This is a genomic window from Pseudoalteromonas sp. (genome assembly GCF_041613455.1).
GTDB lineage: Bacteria > Pseudomonadota > Gammaproteobacteria > Enterobacterales > Alteromonadaceae > Pseudoalteromonas.
In genome coordinates, this window is the sequence record NZ_JBFJHD010000087.1 from 1 (window position 1) to 12,060 (window position 12,060).

At 42.1% G+C, this 12,060-nt stretch carries 13 protein-coding genes and 1 rRNA gene; 11 read left to right on the forward strand and 3 right to left on the reverse strand.

Annotated elements, in window-relative coordinates; genetic code table 11:
* The 3 genes from rrf to ABYB02_RS09675 form a co-directional block, all read left to right on the forward strand.
* Positions 1-102, forward strand: a 5S ribosomal RNA gene (gene rrf / locus ABYB02_RS09665); the annotation flags it as partial.
* Positions 103-783: 681 nt separating this feature from the next.
* A complete protein-coding gene (locus tag ABYB02_RS09670) occupies positions 784-1,977 on the forward strand; it encodes a hypothetical protein (RefSeq protein ID WP_372762261.1) in 1,194 nt (397 codons plus the stop codon).
* Positions 1,977-2,450 (forward strand): hypothetical protein, encoded by a 474-nt coding sequence (locus ABYB02_RS09675; RefSeq protein ID WP_372762262.1) that lies wholly within the window; start codon positions 1,977-1,979, stop codon positions 2,448-2,450. Before ABYB02_RS09670 ends, ABYB02_RS09675 begins: the two co-directional genes overlap by 1 nt.
* 53 nt (positions 2,451-2,503) lie before the next feature.
* Here ABYB02_RS09675 and ABYB02_RS09680 read toward each other — a convergent pair whose 3' ends face one another.
* Positions 2,504-4,585 (reverse strand): putative bifunctional diguanylate cyclase/phosphodiesterase, encoded by a 2,082-nt coding sequence (locus tag ABYB02_RS09680; protein ID WP_372762263.1) that lies wholly within the window; start codon positions 4,583-4,585, stop codon positions 2,504-2,506.
* A gap of 354 nt (positions 4,586-4,939) precedes the next feature.
* On the opposite strand from ABYB02_RS09680, the gene ABYB02_RS09685 reads away from it, so the two are divergent.
* The 8 genes from ABYB02_RS09685 (at position 4,940) to ABYB02_RS09720 (ending at position 11,001) form a co-directional block, all read left to right on the forward strand.
* Positions 4,940-5,872, forward strand: a complete 933-nt coding sequence (locus ABYB02_RS09685; RefSeq protein WP_372762264.1) for a CHAD domain-containing protein — start codon at positions 4,940-4,942, stop codon at positions 5,870-5,872.
* Positions 5,873-5,897: 25 nt separating this feature from the next.
* Complete coding sequence (locus ABYB02_RS09690; protein ID WP_372762265.1) at positions 5,898-6,797, forward strand: DUF350 domain-containing protein; 900 nt, start codon at positions 5,898-5,900, stop codon at positions 6,795-6,797.
* Positions 6,798-6,801: 4 nt separating this feature from the next.
* Complete coding sequence (locus ABYB02_RS09695; protein ID WP_372762266.1) at positions 6,802-8,523, forward strand: polyamine aminopropyltransferase; 1,722 nt, start codon at positions 6,802-6,804, stop codon at positions 8,521-8,523.
* A 79-nt stretch (positions 8,524-8,602) separates the two neighbouring features.
* On the forward strand, positions 8,603-9,016 hold the full coding sequence (locus ABYB02_RS09700) for a YjfI family protein (protein WP_372762267.1): 414 nt from the start codon (positions 8,603-8,605) through the stop codon (positions 9,014-9,016).
* A gap of 20 nt (positions 9,017-9,036) precedes the next feature.
* Entirely contained in the window at positions 9,037-9,729 is a 693-nt protein-coding gene (locus tag ABYB02_RS09705; protein ID WP_372762268.1) for a PspA/IM30 family protein, read from the forward strand.
* A 73-nt stretch (positions 9,730-9,802) separates the two neighbouring features.
* The gene (locus ABYB02_RS09710; protein WP_372762269.1) at positions 9,803-10,441 is read left to right on the forward strand and encodes a DUF4178 domain-containing protein; all 639 of its coding nucleotides are present in this window, start codon (positions 9,803-9,805) and stop codon (positions 10,439-10,441) included.
* Complete coding sequence (locus ABYB02_RS09715) at positions 10,438-10,755, forward strand: hypothetical protein (protein ID WP_372762270.1); 318 nt, start codon at positions 10,438-10,440, stop codon at positions 10,753-10,755. The genes ABYB02_RS09710 and ABYB02_RS09715 overlap by 4 nt, the downstream gene beginning before the upstream one ends.
* Before the next feature lie 60 nt (positions 10,756-10,815).
* On the forward strand, positions 10,816-11,001 hold the full coding sequence (locus tag ABYB02_RS09720; protein WP_372762271.1) for a hypothetical protein: 186 nt from the start codon (positions 10,816-10,818) through the stop codon (positions 10,999-11,001).
* Positions 11,002-11,030: 29 nt separating this feature from the next.
* Here ABYB02_RS09720 and ABYB02_RS09725 read toward each other — a convergent pair whose 3' ends face one another.
* Positions 11,031-11,429, reverse strand: coding sequence for a hypothetical protein (locus ABYB02_RS09725; RefSeq protein ID WP_372762272.1), 399 nt, complete (start codon positions 11,427-11,429; stop codon positions 11,031-11,033).
* 10 nt (positions 11,430-11,439) lie between these two features.
* Positions 11,440-11,952, reverse strand: a complete 513-nt coding sequence (locus tag ABYB02_RS09730) for a hypothetical protein (protein WP_372762273.1) — start codon at positions 11,950-11,952, stop codon at positions 11,440-11,442.
* Between the last annotated feature and the right edge of the window lie 108 nt (positions 11,953-12,060).

Genomic DNA, 12,060 nt, shown 5'->3' on the forward strand with positions numbered 1-12,060 from the left:
GCGTTTTGGACCCACCTGACCCCATGCCGAACTCAGTAGTGAAACGAAACAGCGCCGATGATAGTGTAGCATTTGCTATGTGAAAGTAGGACATTACCAGGCTCCCAATACAAGAAAGCCCGATTCGAAAGAATCGGGCTTTTTTACGTCTACAGGAAAGTGAAATCACAGTTGAAAGGTACAAGGTGAAAAGGTAAAAGAATAACAGCCCAGTACTCTCGAAGGCCTTACCACGACATGCTAACACTGTGTAGCACACCCACTCAAAATATAAGTAAGCCCGACTCGCTGAGTCGGGCTTTTTTACGTCTGTAGAAAAGTGAAACGCAAGGTACTAGGTGCGAGGGGATAGGGGCTAGGAAACACGCAATAGCGACTATCCTCAGCCAAGGGATAGCATCATGTTTACACTGTGACTCCTCATTGCTGTAGGCACCATACCAAGCGATCCCTTCTTCTAAGCGCAGCGCCTCTTTGTGAATACCGCTCTAAACTTATTTTACTTAAAGCGTTCAGTCGTTAGCTATCAGTATTGAAGCGTCAATCCTTTGCGTTTGCAATAAATTACATTGAACCGCTAGACGGACACTCAAATGAAGCAAACTCTGTAAGCCCGAAGCCCGAAATCACTATAGATTAGATAATTCGCTTGTTTTATGTACCAATATTGTCTGAATTGACTACAATGATTTATAAGCGATTTAATTGATTGTTAATCAGGGATGTAAAACACGGCTTACATTTTAGATTAGACAGCATTTATAAAGGACTATTTATTCTCTAATGCGACATCACATAGCTAAGTTCGTTACCATTATAATTATACTCTGCAACTTTCCTGCGCTGGCCGATGATTTCGAATTTTCTGGCTATGTTAGAATTATAGGTGGCTATTTAGATGAAAAACATGCTGAGTATAAAGGTTATGACAATAACATTAACTTTAAACCCGCCAGCTTAATAGGCGTACAAGCTGATTATCACTTTAATGATAACTGGTCCTTAACCGGACAATTTGTTGCCAGAACAGATAACTCCACTGCGTCGAAAAATTCAGGGTTAGAGTGGCTCTACATCACCTATCGTGCTACCGATAACCTACAAATTAAGCTTGGTAAACTGCGTGCTCCCTTCTTTGCTATGAGTGACTTTTCAGATGTAGGCTTTGCCTACCCCTGGATCAATCCACCACAGCAAGTTTATGATACCTATATGTTTAAAACCTTTAATGGCATTGATGCAATTTATAAATTTGCGACAGATAACTTTGATATTAGCATAGAGGGCTATTATGGCGCAGAGAGTGGTGATGTTGATATCGGTACTAAGGTTACTGGTTTTAAAGCAGATAATTTAATGGGTATTATCGGCAAGCTTAATGTAGATAACCTTGAGTTTAGGGTCGCTAAATACAATACTGATTTACAGCTTGATATAAACCGATTATCTCAATTGCAGGCTCAGCTGAGGCAATTTAACTTTAATAAAAGTGCGGACTCAATCAAAACTGACGGCGATGCCTATGCTGAACAGTTTAGTATGATTTATGATAATTTAGATTATTTTTTTAGAGCCGAGTGGATAAAAATTAAAACTGATTTAGCATTTGTCCCCAAAATGCAAAGTTACTACTTAACCGCTGGGTTTAACCATTCGGCTTTTACCTATCATTTAACATTTGGTGATAGTGACGTAAAAATTGGCACTGCCGAAACTGAAATTCCACTTGGTGTTAACCCTAGCCTAGATCAATTAGCTATGGCTTATCAAGGGGTCTTTATTCAATCACAGCCAGACGCCTTGAAAACCTGGACCCTAGGAGCACGCTGGGATGTACTGCCTAATCTAGCCTTAAAAGTTGAGTTTTCGACTTTAGAGGGAAGGATGGGGGAAAATTCATTCTTTACTATTAAAGATGGGGCCGATTTTGATCGTAAGGCAAACTTATACCTAATTGGTTTAGACTGGGTGTTTTAATGAGTACCTTTAGCCGTACTCACCAAACATATGCGAGCAGAATGATGTTGTTACTATTGTTAGCAACGATGAGCATTATTAACTCTGTAGACGCAGCCAACAGTCAAGCATTAGATCTTGTTATTGTCGTTAACTCGACGGATAAAAACTTGGTGTTGAGCAAGCAGCAAATTCGCCATATTTATATGGGGGGAGCGTTGAGCCGACAGTTTAAAGCGGTTAATTTGCCGCCTGGAAACCCATTACGCGCCGACTTTAATACTAAGGTGGTGGGTTTGACTGAGTCGCGAGTACAAGCTTACTGGGCGCAAATGAAATTTACCGGGCGTAGTCAGCCCCCCGTTGAGCTACTCTCTATTCAAGCTGTTATCGAGTATTTGCAGCAAGTAGAAAATTCCGTTGCCTACTTACCTGCGGATACAAAACTACCCAATGAGCTAACTGTGATCTCATTTGCAAAAAATGCTATCTAGCTTTGTGGTTAGGCATAAGTTGTAACAACAAAAGGTACATTTTATTTACTCTATTAGCTTAGCTTGGTAAATAGTGTTTCGGCTTGGGTAATCGCCGCAGATAATTCAGTCATACCGACGGGTCTGGCGAAATAGTAGCCTTGCATTTCATCGGCCCCATTGGCTAATAAGTAATTTGCTTGCGCTATTGTTTCAATGCCTTCGCAGCAAATTTTAAGTTCTAAGCGCTTGGCTAGATCAAGCATCGTTTGTAGCACCGCCGTGTCTCTTCCTGAACTGGCATACTGATTGATAAACATGCGGTCTATTTTTAAGGTGTCTATTTCTATTTTGGTCAGATAGCTCAGTGATGAATAGCCGGTGCCAAAGTCATCAAGGGCAATTGAGCCTCCCATCATACTGATGTTACGGAAAAACTCATTTGCTCGAGTAAAGTTTTCTAGGTAGCTTGACTCAGTGACTTCAAATTGAATATTACGAATATCAACATTATATTTTGCTAATTTACTTTTTATGAGATGAATAAAGTTACGCTCATGTAAGTCATGGCTGGATATATTAATAGAAACTAATACATCGGCAGCTATTTTTTGTTGCAACACGGGGAGGTCGTTAAACACCCGGGTGATCACCCATTTAGTGATCGCTTTAATTTTGCCAGCTTGTTCGGCAATTGGTATGAACTCCTCGGGTGAAATAAAGCCTAACTCGCTGTTCTGCCAGCGGATCAAGGCTTCTAATCCGGTAACCTTTCCGCTTGCTGATATTTTAAGCTGGTACAAAATATTAAATTCATCTTCTGTAATAGCGCGGTCTATTAGGTTAGCAACTTTAATTCTGCGCTTGTTGTTTTCTAGCATTGCTTTGTTAAAAATAGTGTAGGAGCCCTTACCATGCTGTTTTGACGCATACATGGCTATATCGGCATTGAAAATAAAGGTATTCATATCGTAATCAGCATCTTGAGCACTCGCAATGCCAATACTGACTCCACACGGTACATCCCAATTATTGAGCTTAAAGGGCTGCTCTAACCCTGCAAGAATACGTTCGGCAATGGTGATAGCAGTATGTTTATCGGCAATATTAGGCAGCATAATTAAAAACTCATCGCCCCCTAAACGTGCAATAACGTCATTATCACGTAAGTGGCTAGTGACTTGTTTTGCAACGGCTTGTAACAGTAAGTCGCCAATTTCATGACCGAGTGTGTCGTTTATGCCTTTAAAGCTATCAATATCAAAAAACATCAATGCAATATCTTCTCCGGCTTGTTTACTAAGTATTAATTCATTCTTTAATAGCTGTAAAAAGTACATCCGGTTTGGTAAGCCAGTCAAAATATCGTAGTTAACAAGGTGCTGCATTGATTGCTGTTGTTCTAACAATTTGGCGGTGTGTTTTTTGTTGGTTTTTATTTCGGAATCAATGGTTTTTAATAGGTTATTAATATCGTCACCTAATTGAGAAACCTCATCATTACCCAGCGCGGTATATTTTAAATTGTAGTTTGCCGTTTTTGCGACTTTTTGAGTGAATTTTGACAGCTGTAATAAAGGAGTAAATAACAGCTGATATATCCAAATAGAAATTAAAATAGCAAACGCAATCACCATGACTACAAACGGTACTGTGTTGTAAAAGAGGCTTACTTTGCTTTGTTTTAGTGGTTTTTCGTAATCTTGTACGATTAATAGATAGCCAAGCGGCGATCTTTCTTCGCCAATGGTTTTTAATGCGACTAACCCCTCTGCGGTTGCGGCAACACCTCGAGGTAGACTTTGCGGAGTTAAGGTAACTAATTCGGGTTTGAAATTAGTTAAGTTTAGGTAATTTGGGTGAACATAATATTGAATCAGCTGCCAGTTTGTATCGAATACATTGACGAACTTAATGTGCTCATATCTATCTAGGCCTAATAGCTCCGTAGTAATAGAGAATGAATCGACTTTGTCTGACATTACCCAGAGTAAGTTGTCGGCTATATTTGAAGATAAAGCATCTAAATTTTCTTCTACCGATTGGCGGTAAAGGTCTTCGTGTTTATTGATAGCAAGGAAAAAAACTAAACTAGCGCTCACAATAATAGAGAGTGTGGTAATGATAATAAATTTATAGCGAATACTGTGAAACATTAAGTTTTATCCTAAACCGTAATTCAATCATCCCTATTTGAATTATCATCAGTATAACTGGGTATTTATCCTTAATTATTATATAAATAAGTAACGACTAAGCCGTTAAAGTACAGCAAAACACACGAGTAGCGAATCATTTATGCAGGTTTTGCGGAGGTTTTATTATCTTTTAACTAATATATACCATTAACTTTATTAGTATATGGTCATAAATGCAACGCTATTGCTGATTTAACGGCTTAGTAAATTGAGTTGCAGTTAATTGCGCGATTACTGTTGCAATTTCATTGTTGGCTTAACAACTGACCTGTGTAAGACTAACCAAGTAATTTTGTAACTCAGGTGACATGAATGTCGAATATAAAAGCGTGGAAACTTTTCAGCTTGGTTTGCTTGTTTGCAGTGCTTATGGGTTGCCAATCTAAAGAAGAGCAACTGCAACAAACAATTCAGGAATCAATAAAAAAGGCCGATGTTGAGCTATCACAGCTTGGTAGCGCGCTTGATAATGGTAGCTTACGCAACGCTGTGTTGCTTAAAGAGTACGGTCAGTTACTGAAACGGCAACAACCAGAGCTTAACAAGGTAGTGGATGTTATTAGCCTTGATGCAACGCGACAAGGTGCACTTTATAGTGGTTTAACACAGCGCCTTAAAGATATAAAAGCGACGTATCTTATTCCTCCCTATGAAGACACACTGCACAGCATCGATTTACTGCGTGAAGCGGCGAAACCGGCGCTATTTTCCGATGCGTTAACCGATCCTATTAATATGCTTGCCGATATGTCTAACGGCAGTTTAGCCCGTGTTGGCGCGATTAGTCAGCAGGCTGAAGGCGAGGGGGTTGGTAATCAACTGGTAGGTAACCCTAACTATGGCCAGTGGCAAAGTAATAATAACGGGATCAGCTTTTGGCAGTGGTATGGCATGTACCGTATTTTAGGTGATGTGTTTGACCGTGTTGAATATGGTAGCTGGAGCAAGCGCAGAAAATACAGTTACTATAACGACTATGGCCGCGCGCGCTATTCAAGCCCGAAACAAATTAAAACGCAAAGCGCGCTCGAAACCCGCACGCGGCAATCATATCAGCGCCAAGGCAAACAGTTCACCAGTCCTTATGCGAGTAAAAAAAGCGGGGCGTCTGGGTTAAGCCGCAGTAGCTACACCCCACCTAAAAGCCGCAGCAGTTACTCACGTGCGAGTAGTTACAGTAATAGCTCAGGAACAGTCCGTAACAGTGGCAGTCGAACCTCTCGTGGCGTGAGCCGTGGTAAGTAAAAGAATAACGTGGAGTTAGAATAATATGTATGAATTTAATGGAATAACTATGTGGGCGCTGCAAGCATTAGCGATTGATTTTGCAATTATTGTACTGCTGTTTGTGAGTCTTAAATATATTAAAGGCTGGGTCTCAAATTTACATGCCAATGATGAAATTACGGAACGCGATAACTTTGCATTTGGTATTAGCTTTGCGGCGGGGTTAGTGGCATTAGCAATCGTCCTGACCGGTGTCAGTAGTGGCGCGTTTGCGGTGTCGTTACAGCAAGAAGCGCTGCAGATGCTAGCTTATGGCGCATTGGCCATTTTATTGATTAAGTTAGGGCATTTCTTTCAGGATAAAGTGGCACTGCGTAAGGTGAGCCTGCATAACGAAATTGTTAAAGGTAACACAACCGCGGCCGTTATCGACTTCGGTCATGTAGTGAGTGTCGCCATTGTTATTCGCTCCGCACTGTTATGGGTTGCAACCGAGGGGTGGCATGGTTTACCCATAGTGGTGGCTGCGTTTGTAATTGGTAGCTTAGTATTGTTGTTAGTGAGTCAATACCGTGTGCAATTATTTAAGCGCACGAATAGAAGCGGTGACTGCCTGCAACAAGCGATAATTGATGGTAACTTAGCGGTGGGCATTCGTTATGCAGGCTTTTTAGTAGGCAGTGCACTGGCGATGACAGCAGCCACAGGTGTTGCACCTTATGCTGCAGACAATATTAGCGCTAGCCTTTGCTATTGGGCAGTGAGTGCGGTTGTGAGCCTCTGTTTGTTTATTTTATTGCACTTAGTGACCATCAAAATAATTTTATCTGGATGCGATATTTCCGATGAAGTGAATCGTCAAAAAAATGTAGGGGTAGCCGCTATTTCTGCTGCGTTATCATTTGCGGTCGGTATTACCATGGCAACCTTATTAGGCGCATAATCACGTGTCAGCAACGAATACTCGCCGCAGTAAAGTTAGTTTACTTGGGCACGATATTTTACTTATCACTGTTATGGCCGTACTCGCAGGGTGCGGCCTTATTTATGAATACTTACTGTCGCACTATGCCGGGCGGGTACTTGGCTCAGTAGAAAGCGCTATTTATGCGATGATTGGCACCATGATAGTGGCGATGGGCATTGGCGCATTTTTAGCACGCTGGTTTAACGATGCGTTTACTGCTTTTGCGTGGCTAGAAAGCCTAATCGCATTAATTGGTATGGGCTGTATTTTAGCGATAGCCAGTGTGATAGCTGTTAGTTATTCACTGCCACACTTATTTTCCAGTATTTTTAACTTACCTCCCGACGTGGTGCTAAACGGCTATGTGTTTCAAAAGCTGCAGCAGTGGTCCCGTTTTTTACCTTACGTATTTGGCTTAATACTGGGTTTGTTTATTGGTATGGAGATCCCGCTGATTGCGCGAATACGCCAGCATGTTTATGGCCGATTTTTAGAAAACAATGCCGGCACAATTTATGGGGCTGATTACATTGGGGCGGGAATAGGCGCGGCCATTTGGGTGAGTATTATGCTGGCGATGCCGATAATGCAAGCTGCTGCCTGGACCGCGCTGTTTAATATTATTGCCGGGCTGGTATTTTTATGGCGCTACCATAGCTATGTACGCTTTGCTAAGTTGTTATTGGTGTGTCATTTATTGCTGCTACTGCTGTTTAGTTTTATTCTGCTGTTTGGTAGCAGTTGGATGAATAGCCTCAGTAATGTGCTTTATAAAGATAAGGTTATTTACTCTCAGGCGACTAAGTATCAGCATGTAGTGCTTACCGAACGCTTAAGTAAAAACCAGCCGCAGCCAATCACCGATCTGTATTTAAACGGTCGTTTACAGTTTTCCAGTATTGACGAGCAAATCTATCACTCTATGTTGGTTTACCCAGCAATGCTGGCGTCGAACCGTCATGAGCGAGTGCTGATCATTGGCGGCGGTGACGGTTTAGCATTAAGAGATGTGTTAAAATGGCCGGTCAATGCCGTAACACTGATTGATCTTGATGGCCAGCTATTGAACTTGTTTGGCCATCAAAACGAGGAGTTTACGCCCCCCGCGCATATTGCAAAGCGCTTACTGCAATTGAATAACAGCGCAATGCACGATCCTCGCGCTAACATTATCATTGGCGATGCGTTTATAGAGGTCGAAAAGTTGCTCGATCAAGCCGCGCAATTTGACACCATTTTGATTGATTTGCCCGATCCTAATCACCCCGATCTCAACAAAATGTACAGTGATTACTTTTATAATCATGTGCGGCAATTGCTCGCGGCCGATGGTGCTATGGCGGTGCAGTCGACCTCGCCTTACCACGCTAAAAAGGCATTTTTAAGTATTGCTAAAACGGTTAAAGCGGCTGGGTTTGCACATGTTGAGCAGTATCAGCAAAATATTCCATCGTTTGGCCAGTGGGGGTGGACCATCGCCACCAAAATGGGCCAGTCGGCCAGCGCGCGAATTAACGCCGTTAGCAAATTGACGGTGCCATCAAGGTGGCTGAGTAAAGAATATTTACTGGCCAGTTTTGTGTTTCCAAACAATTACTTTGAACACGTGAAAGATATTAAGGTCAATAGCTTAGGCTCGGGCCAGCTGTACGATTACTACCGCACTGCGTGGCAGATAGAAAGTGAATTGTACAAAAATTAATAAAACATGGTTGACATAATATGTCGGCCATGAGAATCTTAACTCAGACATAATATGTCAAACAATAAAAGGCAGAGACATGGAATTAAACGAACTTTCAATAAAACTAGCTTCATTTGAAACTGAAGGCGCTAACTTTGAGTCTTTCTTGATTGCCAACTCCGGTGAGCAAGATGTATTGCAAGTAATTGTTGATGGCAATGACGAGCTGCCAATTTTTGTAACGCAAACGCAAGAGCAGCTGCTATGTATTAGCTACTTGTTTGACGAAGATGAAGTAAAGCCGGAATTACGCAACGAGTTAAACGAAACGTTACTGCGTTTAAACGTGCCGATTCCATTAAGTGCATTTGCTAAAATCGATAATAAATACGCGATTTTTGGTGCACTGTCGGTCAACTCATCATTAGATGATGTGACCCACGAACTAGTGACATTAGCCGATAACGCCATTGATGCACTTGAAGCCGTGACCCTGTATTTAAACGATTAATAGTGAGTGGAGTTAAGATTATGAGTATTTTAAAAAAGTTATTTACCGCAGTGCGCGGTGGCGCACGTGAAGCAGGCGAAGCCATTGTTGATAAAAATGGTATTCGTATTTTTGAGCAAGAGATTGCTGATGCACAAAATGCATTGCACCGTGCGAAAAAAAGCCTCACTGAAGTGATGGCCAAAGAGATGCAAACGAAGCGCAAAATCAGTGCAGTGGATGCATCAATTGCAGAACATGAAGCGTATGCAGGTCAAGCCCTTGAAAAAGGCAACGAAGCACTGGCGCTAGAGATTGCAGAGAAAATTGGTGAGTTTGAAGCAGAAAAAGCGGAAAACGAGCAAGTGTTAGCCGGCTTTAGTAACCATATTGTTACGCTTAAGCAGCAAGTGAAAGAGGCCGAAAAGTCGATTAAAGAAAACCAACGTCAGCTCACTATGGTTAAAACCACTGAAAGCGTGCAACAGGCCACTATGGCCGTCAACAGCACACTAAATACCAATAGCTCATCAATGACGTCGGCGCGTCAGTCACTTGAGCGTATTAAGCAGCGTCAACAAGATCGTAGCGACCAGCTTGGTGCGGCAAAGCAACTTGAGGCTGACGTAAATGGCGACGACTTAAAAGCGAAAATGGCAGAGGCCGGGATTGGTGATAGCAGTCCGAAAAGCGCCGATATTTTAGCGCGCATTAAAGCTAAGCAAAATAGCTAATATTTACGTTTATACTTGAAAAGGTAACTAAGCTTGGCTCAGTTACCTTTTTTGCTTACAGAGGCACCTTGCGATGTTTAATTTTTTCAAATCTAAAAAAGCCCCTCAACGACAACTAAACCATGCCAGTGAACTGCACAAAGGTGACATGGTTACGGTTATTGACTCATTTGCTTACCCTGCTTGGTTAAAAGGCCAAACATTGCGTGTTGTTGATGTGCAAACCTATCAATATCAACACAGTAGTGATACTGAGTTGGTGCTGGAGAGCAATAGCGGGCAGGTGGTGTTCTTACAAATAGAGCAACAAGATGGCGAGCAGTGGGCGCATTTTTCAATAAAAATTCAGCGTGACGATGTAGCCGAAATATTTGGCCTGGATGAGTTTGCCCGTATTTTTGATGAAGAGTCGTTAACTTATATTGAAACACGCAATAGCCCTGAGCGTTTTACGCAGTTTTTAGCGAGCAGCTATCAACAAAGTGAAGCACCCTATGTGTGTTACTTCCATAATAAAGACTATCGCAAGCACGCTTTACCGCAATACGAACAAGACGGTGGCGAGCCTTGTGAAATGATTTGTTTGCTGTCAGACGATGAAAAACATGGCTTAAACATTGAAATTTGGCAAGGCGGCGAAACCGAAGTTTCATTAACCCTAACTCGCCCGATTAGCGATATTGTTGACTTGTTTCCGGGAGATGCGCAGTGAGTGATGCAAAAGAAAAGTGGTTGCGCCAGGAGCAGGCAGTGCGGGCGACCCAAATGGCTTTTGATTTAAGTAGCGAAGTACAAAAGTCGATAAAAAAGCAAGCCATTGACCAGGAGCTCACGCCTTCAGACATGATCCGCAAAATACTGGGGTTAGATGTTAAATCGAAAAAAACGCGGCAGCGTTTATCGTTTAATTTAAATGATGACGAAATAGCCCAATTGGCAAATCGATTTCAGGTACCCAGTGACGATAAGCGAGCGGTTAAGCAGCAAGTGGCAGAGCTGTTAATTGCGCACACTACTAAAGGCTAGTTTTGCGTTATTACAGTGAAGTCTTTACACTGGGCTTAAACTGTTTAATAGCGAGCTGCCGTGAATATAATTTTAATTGCGTATCTATTTATTTTTGCTTTATTTGGCACTGCGGCAAGTTATTTTGTGCGCTTTATTTATGCGTATTGGATACAGAACAAGATGCCGCTGGAGTATATTATTAAAGCGGCGGGCTGCCTGATCATGGTCGCCATTATTTCAGCGTTAATTCCACGCTTAAATTAACGCTGCAGATGAACTCTCAATACTGAGCGTTACTTGATTTCAAATGCTTGGCATTGCTGATCAATACATAGCGATTGTACTTCAAGCACCGGTAAGCAATCGGTTAAGCCCTCTATACTGTTTTGTGCTTGTTGTTTCTTGGTTATTTGCTGCGCAATTTGTTCTGCGCGCTCTTGGGGCGAGTTTAATGTAGAGTAAACAACATATTTGCTTGGCCCACCACAGGCACGTGCCCCTACTTCAAGTACCTTACATTGAAAACTAGCAGTGCAGCTGTTATTGCTGACAATATCGTTTAGCTGGCTGTTCAGTGTTACTAAACTAGCCTGTTGATCATTGCTTGTGGTGCTAGCACAGCCACTGAGTAGTAACAGGCTCGTGGCAATACTAGCAATTGATAATTTAATGGCTGGTGGCAAACAACTCATAATCTTGTCCTTAGAATACACTGACTGCTGAGCCTTCAAGTTTAACACATTTATTTTCAACACACTGCGTGCTTGGCGCAGTTAAATGCTGACAAATGCTGACCATCTGGTTTTGTGTATTATAGTTACTTTCAAGCTGAGTAATTTGCTTAGCTAGTTTTTCCACCTGTTGTTGCTCAGCTGTTTTAGTTGAATAAACTACATAACTACTTGGGCCACCACAGGCTCGACTGCCGACGGCGAGTACTTTACATTGCTCGATAGCATCGCATTGCGGATCAGTGATCAGTGCAGTTAATTCATCTTTAGCGGCCTGTATACTTTTCTCTGACACCGGCTTTGAGTCTGCCGCTGATAAGGTTTTCTTTGGCACGGCTAATTGTGGGTGGTTTTCTGGCAGCGGCTGTAGTTTAGTTTGCGCTACTGCTTTGTTGGCAGTTGTTTTTTCTGCTTCAGCGGGGGGGTTGTCTGAGCATGCGGCTAAGCATAGCGGCAACAATAGGGCGAACATTTTAATCTGCATAACAAACCTTGATAGTGATGAATTATTCATCACTATCATACACGCTGCATGGCTAACGGCAATAAAAACTCGTTAGCTATTAAAGCCATAAGCCTTAGCGGCTCATAA